This is a genomic window from Rhodococcus sp. IEGM1428 (assembly GCF_050321865.1).
In the GTDB taxonomy this organism is placed as follows: domain Bacteria; phylum Actinomycetota; class Actinomycetes; order Mycobacteriales; family Mycobacteriaceae; genus Rhodococcoides.
Window position 1 is genome coordinate 418,146 of the sequence record NZ_JBNQFW010000002.1, and the last position, 18,766, is coordinate 436,911.

General features: G+C 64.9%; 14 protein-coding genes and 1 tRNA gene. 6 read left to right on the top strand and 9 right to left on the bottom strand.

Going from position 1 to position 18,766, the window contains the following annotated elements:
• Positions 1-41 precede the first annotated feature (41 nt).
• Positions 42-1,508 (bottom strand): FhaA domain-containing protein, encoded by a 1,467-nt coding sequence (locus ACQR3T_RS10470; RefSeq protein WP_428693340.1) that lies wholly within the window; start codon positions 1,506-1,508, stop codon positions 42-44.
• 207 nt (positions 1,509-1,715) lie between these two features.
• Here ACQR3T_RS10470 and ACQR3T_RS10475 point away from each other — a divergent pair.
• From ACQR3T_RS10475 to ACQR3T_RS10490, 4 genes are all read left to right on the top strand, one after another.
• A tRNA-Leu gene (locus ACQR3T_RS10475) sits at positions 1,716-1,801 on the top strand.
• Positions 1,802-2,215: 414 nt separating this feature from the next.
• A complete protein-coding gene (gltB, locus tag ACQR3T_RS10480) occupies positions 2,216-6,805 on the top strand; it encodes a glutamate synthase large subunit (protein ID WP_428693341.1) in 4,590 nt (1,529 codons plus the stop codon).
• Positions 6,798-8,249, top strand: coding sequence for a glutamate synthase subunit beta (locus ACQR3T_RS10485; protein ID WP_094616198.1), 1,452 nt, complete (start codon positions 6,798-6,800; stop codon positions 8,247-8,249). The genes gltB and ACQR3T_RS10485 overlap by 8 nt, the downstream gene beginning before the upstream one ends.
• 205 nt (positions 8,250-8,454) lie before the next feature.
• Positions 8,455-9,357: a cutinase family protein gene (locus ACQR3T_RS10490; protein ID WP_032378779.1), complete on the top strand. Its 903-nt coding sequence runs from the start codon at positions 8,455-8,457 to the stop codon at positions 9,355-9,357.
• On the opposite strand, the gene ACQR3T_RS10495 is transcribed toward ACQR3T_RS10490, so the two are convergent.
• On the bottom strand, positions 9,336-10,862 hold the full coding sequence (locus tag ACQR3T_RS10495) for an MFS transporter (RefSeq protein ID WP_428693342.1): 1,527 nt from the start codon (positions 10,860-10,862) through the stop codon (positions 9,336-9,338). The genes ACQR3T_RS10490 and ACQR3T_RS10495 overlap by 22 nt on opposite strands.
• Before the next feature lie 98 nt (positions 10,863-10,960).
• On the opposite strand from ACQR3T_RS10495, the gene ACQR3T_RS10500 reads away from it, so the two are divergent.
• The gene (locus ACQR3T_RS10500; RefSeq protein WP_428693343.1) at positions 10,961-11,257 is read left to right on the top strand and encodes a putative quinol monooxygenase; all 297 of its coding nucleotides are present in this window, start codon (positions 10,961-10,963) and stop codon (positions 11,255-11,257) included.
• On the opposite strand, the gene ACQR3T_RS10505 is transcribed toward ACQR3T_RS10500, so the two are convergent.
• The 3 genes from ACQR3T_RS10505 to ACQR3T_RS10515 all read right to left on the bottom strand — a co-directional run bounded on the left by ACQR3T_RS10505 (position 11,192) and on the right by ACQR3T_RS10515 (position 14,318).
• Positions 11,192-12,700, bottom strand: coding sequence for a phage infection protein (locus tag ACQR3T_RS10505; protein WP_428693344.1), 1,509 nt, complete (start codon positions 12,698-12,700; stop codon positions 11,192-11,194). The two genes, ACQR3T_RS10500 and ACQR3T_RS10505, sit on opposite strands and share 66 nt — an antisense overlap.
• Before the next feature lie 87 nt (positions 12,701-12,787).
• The gene (locus ACQR3T_RS10510) at positions 12,788-13,402 is read right to left on the bottom strand and encodes a histidine phosphatase family protein (RefSeq protein WP_428693345.1); all 615 of its coding nucleotides are present in this window, start codon (positions 13,400-13,402) and stop codon (positions 12,788-12,790) included.
• Positions 13,403-13,406: 4 nt separating this feature from the next.
• Positions 13,407-14,318, bottom strand: a complete 912-nt coding sequence (locus ACQR3T_RS10515; RefSeq protein WP_428693346.1) for a LysR family transcriptional regulator — start codon at positions 14,316-14,318, stop codon at positions 13,407-13,409.
• Positions 14,319-14,400: 82 nt separating this feature from the next.
• On the opposite strand from ACQR3T_RS10515, the gene ACQR3T_RS10520 reads away from it, so the two are divergent.
• On the top strand, positions 14,401-15,630 hold the full coding sequence (locus tag ACQR3T_RS10520) for an MFS transporter (RefSeq protein WP_428693347.1): 1,230 nt from the start codon (positions 14,401-14,403) through the stop codon (positions 15,628-15,630).
• Here the strand turns inward: ACQR3T_RS10520 and ACQR3T_RS10525 are convergent.
• From ACQR3T_RS10525 to ACQR3T_RS10540, 4 genes are all read right to left on the bottom strand, one after another.
• The gene (locus ACQR3T_RS10525) at positions 15,616-16,104 is read right to left on the bottom strand and encodes a DUF4190 domain-containing protein (RefSeq protein ID WP_428693348.1); all 489 of its coding nucleotides are present in this window, start codon (positions 16,102-16,104) and stop codon (positions 15,616-15,618) included. The genes ACQR3T_RS10520 and ACQR3T_RS10525 overlap by 15 nt on opposite strands.
• A 50-nt stretch (positions 16,105-16,154) precedes the next feature.
• Complete coding sequence (locus ACQR3T_RS10530) at positions 16,155-16,556, bottom strand: PPOX class F420-dependent oxidoreductase (protein ID WP_032401644.1); 402 nt, start codon at positions 16,554-16,556, stop codon at positions 16,155-16,157.
• 172 nt (positions 16,557-16,728) lie between these two features.
• Positions 16,729-17,733, bottom strand: coding sequence for a beta-ketoacyl-ACP synthase III (locus ACQR3T_RS10535; RefSeq protein WP_032378786.1), 1,005 nt, complete (start codon positions 17,731-17,733; stop codon positions 16,729-16,731).
• Positions 17,734-17,833: 100 nt separating this feature from the next.
• Complete coding sequence (locus tag ACQR3T_RS10540) at positions 17,834-18,730, bottom strand: alpha/beta fold hydrolase (RefSeq protein ID WP_196249152.1); 897 nt, start codon at positions 18,728-18,730, stop codon at positions 17,834-17,836.
• Positions 18,731-18,766 lie beyond the last annotated feature (36 nt).

Sequence of the window (18,766 nt, forward strand, 5' to 3'; positions counted from 1 at the left end):
GTTCTCGGTCGTTCCGCGGGCTCCACTCCTATCCCCTTGTGTCAGACGATCCGGACCAGAATTTCGGAATGTCCGGCCCTGATGACGTCACCGTCGGCCAGCTGCCAGTCCTGAACCGGGGCACCGTTGACGGTGGTGCCGTTGGTGGAGCCGAGGTCGGAGAGCATGGCCACTCGGCCGTCCCAGCGAATCTCGATGTGCCGCCGCGAGACACCGGTATCGGGCAGCCGGAACTGGGCGTCCTGGCCGCGGCCGATGATGTTCTGACCGTCACGGAGCTGGAAGTAACGGCCGCTGCCGTCCTCGAGCTGCAGTGTGGCTGCGAGCGACTGAGCCTGACCGGCGTACGCGGCGGGCTGGTCGTAGCCGTACCCGTCGTTACGATCGCCCGCGCCTTGCGGGTAGCCGCGACCGTAGGCAGCCGGGGCAGGTGGGTAGTCGTATGCAGGCTGCTGGTAGCCGGGCTGCTGATACCCGGCGGCCTGGGGCTCGGCGTACTGCCCGGCCGGGTCGCTGTAGGCCTGCTCCTGGTACGGGGACTCGGAGTAGGCACCGCCGTCGGCACCGTTGTACTGGTAGCCCTGGGCGTCGTACCCCTGCGCGTTGTACCCCTGTGCGTCGTAGCCTTGCGCGTTGTAGCCCTGGGCGTCGTATCCCTGGTCCTGACCGTTGGCATTGCCGTAGGCGTGCGGGTCGTAACCCTGGTCCTGGCCGCCGGCCGCGCTGTATGCCTGGCCCTGCTCGGCGTACTGCTGCTCGTCGTAGCCCTGACCGTTGTACGGCTGCTGCTGGTCGTAGCGCGGATCGTAATCGGCAGGCGCGTACGCCTGGGCGTCGTAGCCGTTCTGCTCACGCGCGGCGTAGCGGGGATCTTGGCCACCGGCGTAACCGTTGCGAGCGCGCGGATCGGGACGATGACCGTCCGCGGGGTCGCGCTGCGGGTCGTAGCCTGGGTTCTGCGTCATGTGGCCGGCTCCTGGTATCGACATCGGTGGGGCAGACGGTCGCTGCGTAGCTGAAGGGACGGGACTTCGTGCCGGCTTGGCCGATACGTTCTGCTGGGCCGATACGTTCTGCTCGGCCGACGCGCCGTGCTGCGCAGTCGGGTTTCGTGCAGCAGTCGCCGATCGTCCCACATCGGGGTCGACCGAGCCACTGGCCCGGAACTGACCGGTGTGCAGAGTGGGCGACGGTTCGAAGCGAACCACCACGTCACCGTAGGTCTGCCACCCCTGATCGCGGATGTAATCGTCGAGGTGGCGGGAAAATGCCTTGACCGTGAGTTCTCGATCGCCTGCGAGCTCGTCGTGGTCCGAGCTGTTGATGGTGATCACGTAGCTGTTGGGTGCCAGGTAGTGGCCGCCGTCGAGGGGCCGAACCAGATCCGACGCTTCTTGTTGGAGCGCCGCTTCCACCTCGGCCGGTACGACGCCACCGCCGAACACGCGGGCGAAGACGTCGCCGACAGCGCCCTGGAGCTTGCGCTCGAAACGTTGAACGATGCCCATCGTGACCCCTCCTCTCACTGTGTTCTTCCACCGTGTGGTGCCTGCAGGTGCGCAGGGTGCGACAGCCGCGTGTCATCACGAGGTCGCGCTTCAAGCATGATATACGGTGCCGCCGACGCAGACCGCCTGCCGCCGTTCGCTCCGGACGACGCGAGGCCGCGATTTTCGAGCGCGGCAGGGTGCGTGTTAGTGTTCTCGCCGTCACCCGGGCGGGTGGCGGAATGGCAGACGCGCTGGCTTCAGGTGCCAGTGTCCTTCGGGACGTGGGGGTTCAAGTCCCCCTCCGCCCACCACACTGGCCGCAGCTGATCTCGATCGCTGCGGCCAGTTTTTTCGATGCGGTTGCGGTCCGATCGTCTTACACGCGTGTACTTTTCGGCCGTCGCGTCCCCGCCGTCTCGAGAGGGGGCCGATACGTCGACCGATGTGGGGAAATTCGCAGGTGAGAGCCGATAATAGGCTTACCTTATTTGCGGGGGTACCCAGGTGCTGACTTATCGTTCGTAGTTGGATCGGCCTCACCACGGCCGGATCCGTCGAGACCCTCACTTTTCTACCATGAGCTCACCCGCTCGTGCAGAGGAAAAGCGTCGACGATCGACAGGTGCTGCTTCAACGGCGAGGACGCACCGCAGGCCGTTCGAGCAGCCGGTTACACCACACCGTCGCCGACGAGTTTCAAGGCTGGACTTATCCGAAGGCTAGGTATGAAGCACACTCCGGGCCCGCAAGGCCTCTACGATCCCGTCAACGAGCACGACTCCTGTGGTGTCGCGTTCGTGGTGGACATGCACGGTCGCCGCAGTCGCGACATCGTCGAGAAGGCGATCACCGCACTGGTCAACCTCGAGCACCGCGGTGCCGCCGGCTCCGAACCGAACACCGGTGACGGTGCAGGCATTCTGATCCAGGTTCCGGACGCGTTCTTCCGCGCCGTCGTAGATTTCGAGCTTCCCGCTCCCGGTGCCTACGCAACCGGTGTCGCATTTCTGCCGCAGGGCCGCAGCGACGCGGCACGTGCCTGCGAGGGTGTCGAGCGCATCGTCGAGAGCGAGGGCATGACGGTTCTCGGTTGGCGTGAGGTTCCCACCGACGATTCGTCACTCGGCGCGCTCGCGCGCGACGCGATGCCGACCTTCCGTCAGCTGTTCCTCGCTGCTCCCGACGCATCGGTCACCGATCTCGACCTGGAGCGCAGCGCGTTCGTCATCCGCAAGCGCGTCGAGCACGAGCTGGGCGAAGAGGGTGCGGGCAAGGACGGCCCCGGTCGCGAGACCGTGTACTTCCCTTCGCTGTCCTCGCAGACCTTCGTCTACAAGGGCATGCTGACAACTCCTCAGCTCAAGGGCTTTTACCTCGACCTGCAGGACGAGCGCGTGGAAAGTGCACTCGGGCTTGTGCATTCGCGCTTCTCGACCAACACGTTCCCGTCCTGGCCGCTGGCGCATCCGTTCCGGCGCGTCGCGCACAACGGCGAGATCAACACCGCCACCGGCAACGAGAACTGGATGCGTGCCCGCGAGGCGCTCATCACGTCCGACGTGTTCGGCGGCTCCGAGGCGCTCGAGAAGATCTTCCCCGTGGTTACCCACGGAGCAAGCGACACAGCACGTTTCGACGAGGTACTCGAGCTGCTGCATCTCGGTGGACGAAGCCTGCCGCACGCCGTACTCATGATGATCCCCGAGGCATGGGAGCGGCACGAGTCCATGGACCCCGCGCGTCGGGCGTTCTACAAGTACCACTCCTCGCTGATGGAGCCCTGGGACGGACCGGCATCGGTGTGCTTCACCGACGGCACCGTCATCGGAGCGGTCCTCGACCGCAACGGCCTGCGCCCGAGCCGGCTGTGGGTCACCGACGACGGCTTGGTCGTCATGGCGTCCGAGGTCGGCGTTCTCGACATCGACCCGTCCAAGGTCGTCCGCAAGGTTCGGCTGCAGCCGGGCCGGATGTTCCTGGTGGACACCGCACAGGGCCGCATCGTCTCCGACGACGAGATCAAGGACGAGCTCGCCGCCGAGCATCCGTACCAGCAGTGGCTCGACGAGGGTCTGACCTCGATCGACGATCTGCCCGAGCGCCCGCACGTGCACATGCCGCACGATCGCGTGCTCATCCGTCAGCAGATCTTCGGGTACACCACCGAGGAACTGAACGTGCTGGTCTCGCCGATGGCGAAGTCCGGTGCCGAGGCTATCGGATCCATGGGTACCGATACCCCGATTGCCGTGCTGTCGGCTCGCCCGCGGATGTTGTTCGACTACTTCTCGCAGCTTTTCGCGCAGGTCACCAACCCGCCGCTCGACGCGATCCGCGAGGAGATCGTCACCAGCCTCGGCGGCACGATCGGCCCCGAGGGCGATCTGCTCAACCCGGATGCCGAGAGCTGCAAGCAGATCGTGCTGCCGCAGCCGATCCTGCACAACGACGATCTCGCCAAGCTCGTGCACATCAACGACGAAGGCACGCAGGAAGAACTTCGTTCGGTGGTCGTGCGCGGCCTCTACCCGGTTGCCGAGGGCGGCGAAGGTCTCCGAAAGTCGTTGGAGGCCATCCGAGCTCAGGTCTCCGCTGCGATCTCGGGCGGGGCACGGATCATCGTGCTCTCCGACCGTGAGTCGAGCGAGAAGCTCGCTCCGATTCCGTCGTTGCTGCTGACCTCCGCGGTGCACCATCACCTGGTGCGGGAGAAGACCCGTACCAAGGTCGGCCTGATCATCGAGTCCGGTGACGCCCGCGAGGTCCATCACATGGCTCTGCTCATCGGTTTCGGTGCCGCAGCGGTCAACCCGTACATGGCGTTCGAGTCGATCGAGGACATGATCGAGCGCGGCGCACTCACGGGCATCGAGTTCGACAAGGCCGTCGGCAACTACATCAAGGCCGCAGGCAAGGGCGTGCTGAAGGTGATGTCCAAGATGGGCATCTCGACGCTCGCGTCGTACACCGGAGCGCAGTTGTTCCAGGTCATCGGCCTCTCGCAGGAACTGGTCGACGAGTACTTCACCGGCCTCAACAGCCACCTCGGCGGCATCGATCTCGATCAGGTGGCCGACGACGTCGCAGCGCGACATGCGGTCGCCTACCTCGACAACCGTCAGGAACGCGCGCACCGTGAGCTCGAGACGGGCGGCGAGTACCAGTGGCGCCGCGAGGGGGAGTACCACCTCTTCAACCCCGACACCGTGTTCAAGCTGCAGCACTCCACCCGCACCGGTCAGTACGACGTCTTCAAGGAATACACGAAGATGGTCGACGACCAGTCCGAGCGTCTCGCGTCGCTGCGCGGTCTGTTCCGCTTCAAGACCGAAGAGCGACAGGCCATTTCGATCGACGAGGTCGAGCCGGCGAGCGAGATCGTCAAGCGTTTCTCCACGGGCGCGATGAGCTACGGCTCGATCTCGGCCGAGGCGCACGAGACCCTCGCGATCGCGATGAACCGTCTCGGTGGACGCTCGAACTCCGGTGAGGGCGGCGAGGATGTCTCGCGGTTCACCCCCGACGAGAACGGGGACTGGCGACGGTCGGCCGTCAAGCAGGTCGCGTCGGGACGCTTCGGTGTCACCTCGCACTACCTGACCAACTGCACCGACATCCAGATCAAGATGGCGCAGGGAGCCAAGCCCGGTGAGGGCGGCCAGCTTCCGGCGCACAAGGTGTACCCGTGGGTCGCCGAGGTTCGGCATTCGACGCCAGGCGTCGGTCTGATCTCGCCGCCGCCGCACCACGACATCTACTCGATCGAGGATCTCGCGCAGCTGATCCACGACCTGAAGAACGCCAACCCACAGGCCCGCATCCACGTGAAGCTGGTCTCCGAGGTGGGCGTCGGAACGGTCGCGGCCGGTGTGTCCAAGGCTCACGCCGACGTGGTGCTCATCTCGGGCCACGACGGGGGCACCGGCGCGACGCCGCTGACGTCGGTCAAGCACGCAGGTGGACCGTGGGAACTCGGCCTGGCCGAGACCCAGCAGACGTTGCTGCTCAACGGTCTTCGTGACCGCATCGTCGTACAGGTCGACGGCCAGCTGAAGACCGGCCGCGACGTGATGGTTGCCGCGTTGCTCGGCGGCGAGGAGTTCGGTTTCGCCACCGCTCCGCTCGTGGTCTCGGGCTGCATCATGATGCGTGTCTGCCACCTCGACACCTGCCCCGTCGGCGTTGCTACGCAGAACCCGTTGCTGCGCAAGCGTTTCGCGGGCAAGCCCGAGTTCGTCGAGAACTTCTTCATGTTCATCGCCGAGGAGGTTCGCGAGCTCATGGCCGAGCTCGGGTTCCGCACACTCGACGAGGCCGTCGGACAGGTCGGTCTGCTCGACACCACCGCTGCCAAGGAGCACTGGAAGGCGTCGAAGCTGGATCTGTCGCCGATCCTCGAAGAGGTCGAATCTGCTTTCATGAACCAGAACCTCTACAACACCGGGGTTCAGGATCACGGCCTCGACAAGGCTCTGGATCAGCAGCTCATCGCGGCCAGCCGCGACGCATTGGACAAGGGCGAGAAGGTCGTCTTCGAATCCAAGATCACCAACGTCAACCGCACCGTCGGAACGATGCTCGGACACGAGGTCACCAAGGCGTACGGCGGCGTCGGGCTCCCGGACGACACCATCGACATCACGTTCACCGGCTCGGCCGGCAACAGCTTCGGTGCGTTCGTCCCGTCGGGAATGACGCTGCGCCTGCAGGGTGACGCCAACGACTTCGTCGGCAAGGGACTGTCCGGTGGACATCTCGTGCTGCGGCCGTCGTTGAGTGCTCCCAAGGGATTCGTCGCCGAGGACAACATCATCGGCGGCAACGTCTTCCTGTTCGGTGCCACCAGCGGCGAGGCTCTCATCCGAGGTGTGGTCGGCGAGCGTTTCGCCGTACGTAACTCCGGCGCGGAGGCCGTCGTCGAAGGCGTCGGCGACCACGGGTGCGAGTACATGACCGGCGGCAAGGTGGTCATCCTCGGCACGACGGGCCGTAACTTCGGTGCCGGTATGTCCGGCGGCGTCGCGTTCATCTTCGATCCGAACAAGACGTTCGAGGCCAACCTCAACACCGAGCTGGTCGACATCGACGAGCTCGAGGGCGACGAATTCACCTGGTTGAAGGACATCGTCACCCGTCACCAGGAGCAGACCGGCTCCGAGGTGGCCGAGCGGATCCTCGCGGACTGGTCACAGCAGGTGAACCATTTCGTGAAGGTCATGCCTCGCGACTACAAGAAGGTACTGCTGGCCATCTCCGAAGCCGAGAAGAACGGCGCGGACGTGGACGAAGCGATCATGGAGGCAGCTCGTGGGTGACCCACAGGGATTTTTGAAGAACACGGTTCGCGAAGTACCCAAGCGGCGGCCCGTCGATCTGCGCCTGATGGACTGGAAAGAGGTCTACGAGGACTTCTCGAAGGACACTCTGCGTACCCAGGCCAGCCGGTGCATGGATTGTGGTATTCCGTTCTGCCACAACGGTTGTCCTCTCGGGAATCTGATTCCCGAGTGGAACGACCTGGTGTTCAAGGATCGCTGGCGCGACAGCATCGATCGACTGCACGCCACCAACAACTTCCCGGAATTCACCGGGCGGCTGTGCCCGGCTCCGTGCGAGGCGTCGTGTGTCTTGGGCATCAACCAGGATCCGGTCACCATCAAGCAGGTCGAGGTCGAGATCATCGACAAGGCCTTCGAAGAGGGCTGGGTCACGCCGGTCTACCCGACGCACCTGACCGGTAAGACCGTTGCCGTCGTCGGGTCCGGACCCGCGGGACTTGCTGCAGCGCAGCAGCTCACCCGCGCAGGCCACACCGTCACGGTGTTCGAGCGTGCCGATCGCATCGGAGGACTGCTGCGCTACGGCATTCCCGAGTTCAAGATGGAGAAGCGCCACATCGATCGACGGCTCGCGCAGATGGAGGCCGAGGGCACCGTCTTCCGCACCGGTGTCGATGTGGGCGTTGACATCTCGGCCGACGAACTGCGTGAGCAGTTCGACGCAGTGGTGCTGTCCGGCGGCGCCACCGCGTGGCGCGACCTGCCCATCGAGGGCCGCGAGCTCGACGGCATCTACCAGGCCATGGAGTTCCTGCCGCACGCCAATCGCGTCCAGCAGGGCGACTTCGCTGCGCCGCCCGTCAGTGCCGAGGGCAAGAAGGTCGTCATCATCGGCGGCGGCGACACCGGAGCCGACTGCCTGGGCACCTCGCACCGTCAGGGCGCGGAGAGCGTCCACCAGTTCGAGATCATGGCGCGGCCGCCCGAGGAGCGTGCAACGTCCACCCCGTGGCCGACGTATCCGCTGATGTACCGCGTCGCGTCCGCACACGAAGAGGGTGGCGAGCGCGTCTTCTCCGTCAACACCGAGCGTTTCGTCGGCGAAGACGGCAAGGTCACCGCACTCGAGGCCTGCGAGGTCGAGTTCAAGGCCGGCAAGTTCGAGAAGGTCGAGGGTAGCGAGTTCACCCTCGAAGCCGATCTCGTTCTGCTCGCCATGGGATTCGTCGGACCCGACAAGGGCGGTCTGCTGACCGACCTGGGCGTCGACTTCAACCAGCGCGGGAACGTGGAGCGCACCAACGAGTGGGTCACCAACGTCCCCGGCGTCTTCGTTGCCGGAGACATGGGCCGCGGCCAGTCGCTCATCGTGTGGGCCATCGCCGAGGGCCGCTCCTGCGCGGCCGCCGTCGACACCTTCCTGCAGGGAGCAACGGCACTGCCGTCGCCGATCGTGCCCACCCAGGCACCGCAGCGGTAGACAACACTCGACCGCCTCCGGTGGGATCAATGTCCCTTTGTTGCATTCTGAGCGACTGAATCTCACATTGATCCCCCGGGTGGGTGCCGAGAATCCGCCATACGGTTACGTCCGTTAACCATGTAGGCATCTGATGGTCACAGGCCCATGGCATTGTCGGTATCGAACAACGAAGCGTTCGATCACCCAGTGAGGCCCCCTCCCCATGAGTGTCAAGAAGATCTGCGCCGGTGTCGGCGTCGCTGCAGCGGTTGCATCCGGTCTGGTCGTCGGAGCATCGCCCGCCGCAGCTGATCCGGGCGATTGCCCATCCATGTACGTCGTGGCCATTCCGGGAACGTGGGAGACCAGCTCTGGTGCCGCACCGAAGCCGGGGATGCTCACCGACGTCACCGATCGTCTCGGCGACGACATTCGCACCGACTACGTCTCGTATCCCGCCACCGCGTTCCCGTGGGAGGGCGAGGTCTACGGGCAGTCGCGCGCAGCTGCGGTCACCAATGCCGGCGGGATGCTGAAGGCGATGGCAGATCGCTGTGGGGCAACAAAACTCGGCATCATCGGCTACAGCCAGGGAGCCGACGCGGCCGGTGATCTCGCCGCGGCGATCGGCACCGGGGTCGGTGTTGTGCCTGCCGACAAGGTGGTGGCGGTGGGTCTGATCTCGGATCCCAAGCGCTCCGACACCGACGCTCTGGTCGGGCCTGCCGTGGTGGGCACCGGGGTCGGTGGACCCCGCGTCGGCGGATTCGGTTACGTCAGCCCTGTGGTACGGACGTTCTGTGCCGTCGGCGATCTGTACTGCTCGACGCCGAAGGACGACTACGTGGCGCGTCTGGCCGGCTTCCTCGCTGTCTCCTCCAACCCCGCGCCCGATGTAGCCGATCAGTACTCGCAGGAAGCGCAGTCGTTGATCGCGGACTTGGCGGCGGCCGGGGGCCTTCCGGTTCTGCAGGGTCAGCTCACCGACCAGGCGAACGAACAGCGCAGCCGGGAGATCGAAGCGTTCTACCGCTCGGGAATCCATCAGGAATACCAGAGCTACGACGTCGACAACGGCCAGTCCGCGACGCGCTGGTTGGCGCGCTATCTCTCCGACGCGGTCTGACGGCGAAGTAGCACGAAGACAGCCACCGCACTGACGGCCATCAGACCAGCGCTCCATCCGGCCGCCAAAATGAAGCCGTCGATGAACGACGAGTTGGCGACGGCGGTCAGTTGCGAGCCGAACGGTTCCGGTAGGTAGTCGGCGACGGCGATGGCACCGCCGATGGTTTCTCTGGCGGGATCGGCGATCTCGGCGGGCGTGCCGACCGGGATGACGTCTTCCATGCGGTGGCGGTAGACGGTGCTGCCGATCGTGCCGAGGATCGCGATGCCGACGGCCCCGCCCAATTCGGCTCCGGTTTCCGACAATGCCGATGCGGCACCGGCCTTCTCGGGTGCGGCGGCGGTGAGGACGATGTCGGAGTTGAGGGTCGACGCCGCTCCGATTCCGAACGTCAACAGGGCCATCCCGGTGAGCAGTAACGGCAGGCCCGAGTCGGCAGCAACGAAGACCATTGCCGCGCAACCGAAGGCGATGAACAGCAGGCCCCCGGCGATGATGGTGCCGGTCCTGATCACCTTGCTCAGTGTCGGCGCAAGAACGGCGCCGGCCGCCGCCGCAACGGCAGGTATCAGCAGCCACAGTCCGGCTTCGAGCGGTCCGAGGCCTACGACGAGTTGCAGGTACTGCGAAGCGAACAGGCTGAACCCGGTCATGGCGAAGATGACGAGGAACTGCACCACAACCGCTGCGCTGAAGGCTCGTTCGGCGAAGAGCGTCACGTCGATGAGCGGATTCGCTGCCTTCCGTTGCCGGACGACGAATACCGTGCCCAGCGCCAGCCCGAGCACGGCCGTGGTGATCGTTGCTGCGTCGATCCCTTCCTGCGCGCCGTGTTTGATGGCATAGACGATCGAGAGCATCGAGGAGATTGCGAGTATCACGCTGATCGGATCGAATCTTCCGGGGTCCGAATCCTTGAACTCGGGGACCAGCAGCGGTGCCGCGACGAAGAGCACCACCATGATCGGAATGTTGATCAGGAACACCGAACCCCACCAGAAATGTTCCAGCAGAACACCTCCGATGACGGGGCCTACTGCGGCTCCGCCGGCGAACCCTGCGGTCCACAGTCCGATTGCTTCCTTGCGCTGAGCGGGGTCGTGAAACATGTTGCGTATCAACGACAATGTGCTCGGCGCGATGGTCGCCCCGCCGATCCCCAACAGGGCGCGTGCGACGAGAAGCATCTCGGGGGACGTGGAGAACGTAGCGGCGAGTGACGCCGCACCGAACACGACTGCGCCGATCATCAGGAGGGTCCGCCTGCCGATGCGGTCACCGAGAGAGCCCATGGTGATGAGCAGGCCGGCGAGGAGAAATCCGTAGATGTCGAGAATCCACAGCGTCTGATTGCTGGTGGGTTCGAGATCGGCCGTCATGAACGGCAGAGCCAGATAGAGCACCGACATGTCCATCGACACGACGAGAATGGGTACCACCAGGACTGCGAGGCCGAGCCAATCCTTCTTGGTGGCGCGTTGCTCGGTGGTCCTGTGGCTCACTGTGACTTCCCTTTCCGTACGGACACCTCAGCTTAGGGGTGTCGGGAGTACGTTCGGTGAGGAAAGTGGGACTCGCCGAGAGAAGGAAACATCACCTCATGAGCAACGATCTGCAGGTTGTCGCGACGATCATCGCCAAGCCCGACGCTATCGACGCTGTGCGCGACGGCTTGTCGGCCCTGGTGGCCGAAACCCGGAAGGAAGAGGGCAACATCTCGTACGAGCTGTTCGAGTCGGTAGTCGAGCCGGGAACCTTCGTCACCGTCGAGTTGTGGAAGTCGCAGGAGGACCTGGACGGTCACATGCAGACTCCACATCTGCAGCAGGCTCTAAGCGAGTTCGGTGCCCATCTCGCTGCCCCGCCCGCTATCCACCCGCTCCGGCCCGTCGGCTGAGTCACCCCGCGCGCTGACGTACACGAGTGCCGAGACAGCCAGCAGAGCAACTGTGGCACCGATCGCCAGCCACCCGGTCCCGCTCATCTCGCCCGACGCGATGATGCGGGCACCGGCGGCGGTGTAGCTCATCGGCATGAATGCGGCGAGGTCGCCCCAGATCGGTGCCGTCGATGCGTACGCAAAGCCGCAGACGACGACCTGCACCGCGAGGGCGACAACGTTGACGATCTGACCCACCACAGCACCGAGGACGCGTTGAATTGCGCCCGCTGCGGCGAGATATGCCGCGGCGGAGACGATCAGGAACACGCCCGCTCCGATCACCGGTCCGATGGCGGCGTCGGTGGCGAAGGCGAACGCGAATGCGGCGCTGACGCCCACCGCGGCGACGGCCGCTCCGACGGCGAGCCAGCGCGGCTTGGTATCCCTGCCCAGGACCCGCACGAGGCTGACGCAGCCGAGGGCTCCGAGGGCCACCAGGGCGGCGATCAGGTACGGGGTGGCACCGGTGCCGGTGCTCGTCGACGTGGCGGCGACGTTCTGATCGGAGGTGGCGTCGTCGGTGGCGGCTGCGCCTCCCTGCGGAAGTGCCGCGGAGGCGTCACGCACGTTGGTGGCGATGCCGTTGACGATTCCCTCGACCGGCTTGACCGACGTCACTAGCTGATCGGTGCCGGCCTTGAGCTGCTGGCCGCCGTCGTCGAGTTGGCCGAGTCCGTCCCGCAACTGCACGGTCGCGTCGCCGAGCTGCGCGGTGGCACCGAGGAACTGACTGTTCGGGTCGTTCAGTTCGGTCGAGAGCTGCTGAGCGCCACCCTTGAGGGTCTGCAGCTGCGCGAGCGTATCCGGACCGAAGGCCTGTGTGTTCAGGGTGTCGATGACGCCCCGGATTTCCCCGGAGATGGCGTCGGATCCCGGGTGTGGAAAGCGATCGACCTGGTCCGCGGTGGCGGCGAGCTTTGCGGTGAAGTCGGCCTGCAGAGCTCCGAATCCGGTGAGCTGGTCGACCACCTGGTCGACGCCACCGCTGATCTGCGATGCGCCGTCACCGAGCTGGCCGATGCCGTCGCGGTACTGCCCGAACCCGTCGGCGAGCTGGATGGTTCCGTCGTGAGCCTGGGTGATGCCGTCGGCGAGCTGCCCGACGCCGTCGTTGAGCTGCGTTCCGCCGGCAGTCAGCTGACCGATACCACTGGAGAGAAAGGTGATGGGAAGTGACGCGCTGTTCAGACTGGTCCGCGCCGCAGCCAGGGGATCTGCCGACGCCTGCTCGGATGCCGGTGCCTGCTCGGTCTCGGCCGCGACCGTGGTCGTGTCGGGAGCGGACTCGCCGCCGAGGTCGTAGCCGGTGCCGAGTGCGAAAGCACCGACTGCCACCAGTGGAAACGCCAGTGCGGTGAGAGCAACGGCAGGACGTCGGAAGATACGCAGTTCACCCATGATGAGTTCGAGGCTAACTGCCGCTGACGGCGTTCCGAACCGACGAGCAATCGCAAACGCCGTGTTCGATGGTGCTGACCTGGGATTTTAAGAGGTCTCTGTGGATTGCCGATTGCGAGGTAGCAGGTCCCATACGTGCTCGGTTTCGTTCACCGAGGACACCGATCGCGCACCGCTCCGCGAGAACAGAATGCGCGTCACCGAGCAGTAGTCGATCGGAAAACCCAGGACCTTCGGGGTGTGCAGGATGTCCTGCAGCAGGATGTTGATGACGCCGCCGTGGGCGAAGAGTGCGACGGTGTCGTTGTGCTTGCTCGCCGACACGATGTCGGCCACCCCGGCCAGCACGCGCTGACGAAACGCGTGCTCGTCGACCTGTTCGGGGAGATGCCCGGCCTTGATGCGATCGAAGGCCTCGCGGAACTCGGTCTTGGCCGTTTCGATCGGGACGTAGCCGCCGAAATCGCGATCGTATTCGGTCAAGCGCTCGTCGGGTTCGACGGTCAGACCGAGCCGATCGGCCAACGGCTGTGCCGTCTGAACGGCGCGGAGCTGGGAACTCGCGACGATTCGAGAAATCGGGAACCGGGCCACGGCATCCGGCACTCGCCGGGATTGTTCGACGCCGAGCTCGGCGAGAGCAGGATCGGCCGAGGTCTCCGAACGCTGCGGCAGCGCATGCCGCACCAGAACCAGTTGCATCGACTCACCTAATCACGAGTGTTCGACCGCTGCGTTGCACCATCGACCGAAAACTGGCCACTTGGCGCGGAAGGTCGGCTCGGGGATTCCAGACCATGCCGATGCGCCTGCGTGCCGCGGGTTGGGTGAGGCCGACGTCGACGGTCCCGCCCTCACCGCCGTGCGCACGGATTCGCGGCAGGATGGCTATCCCGAGACCGGCACCGACCAGTCCGCGCACGGTGTGGGTGTCCTGGCCCTCGAATGCGATGCGCGGGCTGAAGCCGGCGTCGGCCCACAACTCGTCGCAGATCGATCGCATTCCGAAGCCGTGGCCCATCGCGATGTAGTTCTCGTCTGCAGTGTCGGCGAGATCGACGGTTCTTCTCGACGCAAAGCGGTGATCGGAGGGCACGACGAGCATCAGCCGCTCGTCGTAGAGCTGGAACGAATTGGCGTCGGTGTGTTCGGCGCTGAGAGATACGAACGCCAGGTCCGACACCCCATCGGCGAGCCGCTCGAGGCAGCGCGCGCGTGCGCCCTGGTCCAGATCGAACGTGACGGCCGGGTGGTCGACGCGAAACTGGCGGATCAGCGCGGGTACGACGTCCTCGCCCAGAGTGTTCTGGAACGCCACGGCGATGCGGCCCCTGGCTCGGGCGTCGTGCTCGGTCATGGCGTCGATGCCGGCGTCGAGGTTGCTCAACGCTCGCTGCAGGTACGGGATCAACACGCGTCCGGCGCTGGTGAGCACGATGCCGCGGCCGCGTCGTTCCACGATGTCGACGCCGAGGATCGCCGACGCGCGAGCGACCTGACGGCTGACGGTGGGTTGTGGAACGCCGAGAACGTGGGCGGCGTCGGTGATGTGCTCGGTGTCGGCTACCGCGACGAGCGTCGGCAGTAGGGGCAACAGCTCGATCGTTTCGCGCCGCATGGTCGAATCATAGCTCTGCCGTATCGATTGGACATGTCTCATGCATTGGACGAATGTAGTGAGCACTTCTAACGTGATCGGTATGACTACGACGCGTACCGACGTCCTCGGATGGGAGGGACACCCCAGGGGATCGCGCGAGTACCGACGGTTGGTGCTGGCATTGCTGTTCGCCGGAGTCGCGACCTTCGCTCAGCTGTATTCGGTGCAGGGAATTCTGCCGCTGATCGCCGCGAACCTCGACATCACGCCGTCGCAGTCCTCGCTGGCCGTCGGTCTCGCGACGGTCGGGGTGGCAGTGTCGGTGATTCCTTGGTCCGTGGCCGCCGATCGCATCGGCCGAGTGCGGGCGATGACGGCCTCGATCCTCGTTGCGACGACGCTGGGTCTGCTGGTTCCGCTCTCGCCCTCGCTCGAGGTGCTGTTGGTCGTTCGATTCTTCGAAGGTGCTGCACTGGGCGGACTTCCGGCGATTGCGATCGCCTACCTCAGTGAGGAAGTGCACCGCAGTCACACCGCACTCGCCGCCGCCACCTATGTTTCGGGGACGACGCTGGGCGGGTTGCTGGGCCGTATCGTCGCCGGACCCGTTGCGGAATACACCAACTGGCGTATCGGCACGTTGACCGTCTCGTTGATTGCTGCGCTGGCCGCCGCGCTCTTCGTGTGGCTGGCCCCGAAACCGCGAACGACACTGGCACACAGCGAAATTCGCGACCTGCCGAGTCGGCTGTGGGTGAATCTACGCGAGCCGGGAATGTTGGCGCTGTACGGCCAGGGCTTCCTGCTGATGGGCGGGTTCGTCGCGATCTACAATTTCCTCGGATTCCGGCTCGAGGCCGTTCCTTTCGGGCTACCGCAATCGCTGATCAGCCTGATCTTCGTGGCGTATCTGAGCGGTACCGTCTCGTCCCGAGTGGGCGGGAAGCTGGCGACGAAGCACGGACGATCAGCAGTTCTCGCCGGAGCCACCGCCACGATGATCGTCGGAGTGGCGTTGACGATGGCGTCGAACCTCGCCGTGATCCTGATCGGCCTGGTGATCCTGACCATGGGCTTCTTCGCCGCCCACGCCATCGCGTCGGGATGGACCGGCCAACGCGCAGTACACGGCCGCGCGCAGGCGACCTCGCTGTACAACCTCTTCTACTACGGTGGCTCGTCCATCGTCGGCTGGCTCGGCGGCGTGGTCTTCCAGTCCCTGGGATGGAACGCGTTGGCGCTGTTCGTCATTGCGTTGGCCGTCGTCGCAGGAATTTGGGCTGCGTGCCTGGGCCGTCGGCTGGCGCGGCCAGTCTCAGTAGGTCGATGAGGTCGACGCCGCCACCGCGAACAGAATGATGGCCCCCACCACGATGACGAACAGCGCGATCGATACGTACCCGACCACCAGGCCTGCCGTAGCGAACCCGGATCCGCCCTCGCCGGTGCGCTTGATCTGACCACGCGACAGGTGGCCGCAGACCACGGCGCACACCGACGCGATCAGTGGCAGAAACGTCAGACCCAGAATCGCCAACACGAGGGAGACGATCGCCAGCGTGTTCGTGGGTGCGGGCGTCTGATACCCGCCCGCATACGGCGCATTCCCGTACTGCGGGTTGGGGTACTGGGGATTTTGGTATTGGGGATTTTGGTACTGGGTGTTGGGGTACTGAGGGTTCTGGAACTCGGGGTTTTGGTACTGAGGGTTCTGGTACGGCGGGTACTGCTGCTGGCCCGGATACGGCTGATCCTTGTCGGATGCGTCGAACGGATCGCTGCCCTCGCCCTGCGGATTCACCATTGCGGGAGTTTGACACTTCGACACCTCCGCCGCAAGAGCGCACGCAGTGGCTACGTCCCGAGCTTGCCCCAGCCCACATACGCGTCGACGGTCACGTATCCGGTCACCCGAGGCTGATCCCGAACCGGATACGGATTCCCGGTGTAATGCGTCGAAATGCGATCGATATCCACCAGATTCGGGTCGTCCTGCAACTCGATCGAGCCGTGCACCGTCACATGCGTGTACCAACTGGCCTCGTCCAACACCGAAATGGAGACCTTCGGATTGGCCCGGATGTGCTCGAGACGCTTCCGAGACGCGTCGAAATTGAGCACGATCTTCCCGTCCTCCCACAAATACCAAGTGGGTGCGGTGATCGGCGTTCCATCGGCACGAACCACAGCCATGACCGCGGGATTCGGCTTCTTCAACAATTCCACTGCATCATCAGGCAACGGGGGCTTCGGCATGCAACAACCTTACGACTCGACCCCCGCTCCGGTCCTGCTTCCGCCCACACCGACCCCCAAAGTCCACTCGATGTGCCATTGACTGCCAAAAAGGCCACTGAATGTCACATCGAGTGCACTGGGGGGATCCGGGCGCGGTGGGAATCGCGTCGAGTCCAGGTGGGGGCGTCGACTACAGGTTGGGGAGTTTGACTACCTGTCCGGCGTAGGAGAGTCCGGCTCCGAAGGCGAGGAGGAGTGCGGTATCTCCTGCTTTTGCTTTGCCGGTGCGCAGTAGTTCTTCCATGGCCAGGGGAATCGAGGCTGCCGATGTGTTGCCGGTCTCGGCGATGTCGTTGGCGACCGGGGTGCCGTCGGCGAGGTTCAGGCTCTTGGCCAGCAGTTCGGTGATGCGGCTGTTGGCCTGGTGGGGGATGAAGGCGTGCAGTTCGTCGGTTTTGATGCCGGCGACGTCGAGGACACGCTGCGCAGCTTTGCCCATTTCGAATGCGGCCCAGCGGAAGACGGAGATTCCGTTCATCCGGATCCAGGGTCGCTCGAGGCCTTCCTCGGTGATGTAGTCGTACCAGTCGGTTGTCTGGACGATGGCGTCGGATTGCGAGCCGTCCGAGCCCCAGACGGCGGGCCCGATCTCGGTTTCGTCGCTCTGTCCGACCACCACGGCACCGGCGCCATCGGCGAAGATGAATCGTGTGGTGCGGTCGTAGGGGTCGGTAGTGACGCTGAGCTGTTCTGCACCGATGACCAGGACGTACTTGGACGTTCCGGCCTTGACCAGGTCCGATGCGACGGCGAGGGAGTAGCAGAAGCCTGCGCAGCCGGCGCAGATGTCGAATGCGGCCGGTCCCTTGGTGCCGAGGCCGTGTGCCACCTTTGCGGCGGCCTGAGGGGTCAGCTCGAGATGAGTCGACGTGGCGACGATGACGGTGTCGACTTGGTCGGCCGTGATTCCGCTGGCTTCGAGGGCCTTACGGCCTGCCGCGATGGACATCTCCACGACGTTTTCCTTGGGATCGGCGAAGCGCCGGTTCTTGATTCCCGATCGCGTCTGGATCCACTCGTCGCTCGAGTCGATGAATTCGCAGATCTCGTCGTTGGTCACGACTCGCTCGGGGCGGTGAACGCCGAGTCCGAGTAGTTTCGACTGTCGTCCCTGCGTCGTGCTGATCGCACCCATCTTCAATTTCCTCTCGTGCTACCGCGCCATCGCCGAGCTTCGGCTCGGGTCTTGGGCTGCGGGCTCGGTGACACACGTTACGTGCGTCGCCGCGAGGAGTTCACACCAGTTCGGCGATGAGGGCCGCGACCTCGGCAGGTTTGTCGATCATGGCGTGGTGATGGGCGGGCATGACGACGGTGAAATCCGCTTGCAGGTAGGCAGCGAGTTTGCGCTGCGTTCGTATCCATCGCTTGCCCCACGGGGACGGTCGTCCTGTATGTGCGGCTGCCACGATGACGGGCACGTCGAGTCGAAACTTCTTACGAATGCGATTCAGTTCGACAGCGAGATCCGGATACACGACGTCCTCGGTCAGCGCGGCGGCGAGATAGGTGGGCCGGCGGTAGATGTCGTCCACCCAGTCGAACGTTTCCTGCGGTATGCCGTCGGGCGGCGTTGCTTGATTGAGGACGCGTCGAACGCGGGGGCCGACCAGTTTCTGCAGGCCGGTTCCACTGAGCACCGCTGCGATCCTGCGTGCGGCCTCGATGCGTACGGCCGCCGGGATGATGCGTCGCGGGTCGGATTCGGCGCTGGAGTCGAGAAGCAGAACCCCGCGGATGCGCGACGGGTACAGCCGGGCGACAGCCTCGGCATAGAAGCCTGCGATCGAATGGCCGGCAACCACCGCCGGTTCGGTGACGCCGAGCGCGTCGAGAACTCCGAGAATGCGTTCGGCTTCGCCCCGCACGGTGGGGGTGACACCGGCGGGAAGCGGATCACTGAGTCCGAAGCCGGGACGGTCGATGACCACGACGTGGTGCTTGTGGCCCAGAATGTCGACGGTGTCCTGCCAGTCGAACCAGTTGCTGCCGAGTCCGCCGCACAGGACGACCGTGGGGCCGGAGCCGCGCACGAGTACGTGGAGGCGCTGGCCGTCGACCTCGACGAAGCGTCCCGGCGGATGTTTCACGGGAAACAACGCACTGGGCTCGATTCTGTCTCCACGGTCCATGTTCTCTCCAGGGCGATAGCGGTGACGCGTTTCCGG

Excerpts from the sequence above, each read along its gene's own strand:
- ACQR3T_RS10490 (WP_032378779.1), top strand. The coding sequence starts at position 8,455 with ATGAGTGTCAAGAAGATCTGCGCCGGTGTCGGCGTCGCTGCAGCGGTT.
- gltB (WP_428693341.1), top strand. The coding sequence starts at position 2,216 with ATGAAGCACACTCCGGGCCCGCAAGGCCTCTACGATCCCGTCAACGAG.
- ACQR3T_RS10525 (WP_428693348.1), bottom strand. The coding sequence starts at position 16,104 with ATGGTGAATCCGCAGGGCGAGGGCAGCGATCCGTTCGACGCATCCGAC.
- ACQR3T_RS10530 (WP_032401644.1), bottom strand. The coding sequence starts at position 16,556 with ATGCCGAAGCCCCCGTTGCCTGATGATGCAGTGGAATTGTTGAAGAAG.
- ACQR3T_RS10540 (WP_196249152.1), bottom strand. The coding sequence starts at position 18,730 with ATGGACCGTGGAGACAGAATCGAGCCCAGTGCGTTGTTTCCCGTGAAA.
- ACQR3T_RS10470 (WP_428693340.1), bottom strand. The coding sequence starts at position 1,508 with ATGGGCATCGTTCAACGTTTCGAGCGCAAGCTCCAGGGCGCTGTCGGC.
- ACQR3T_RS10520 (WP_428693347.1), top strand. The coding sequence starts at position 14,401 with ATGACTACGACGCGTACCGACGTCCTCGGATGGGAGGGACACCCCAGG.
- ACQR3T_RS10500 (WP_428693343.1), top strand. The coding sequence starts at position 10,961 with ATGAGCAACGATCTGCAGGTTGTCGCGACGATCATCGCCAAGCCCGAC.
- ACQR3T_RS10510 (WP_428693345.1), bottom strand. The coding sequence starts at position 13,402 with ATGCAACTGGTTCTGGTGCGGCATGCGCTGCCGCAGCGTTCGGAGACC.
- ACQR3T_RS10535 (WP_032378786.1), bottom strand. The coding sequence starts at position 17,733 with ATGGGTGCGATCAGCACGACGCAGGGACGACAGTCGAAACTACTCGGA.
- ACQR3T_RS10515 (WP_428693346.1), bottom strand. The coding sequence starts at position 14,318 with ATGCGGCGCGAAACGATCGAGCTGTTGCCCCTACTGCCGACGCTCGTC.
- ACQR3T_RS10505 (WP_428693344.1), bottom strand. The coding sequence starts at position 12,700 with ATGGGTGAACTGCGTATCTTCCGACGTCCTGCCGTTGCTCTCACCGCA.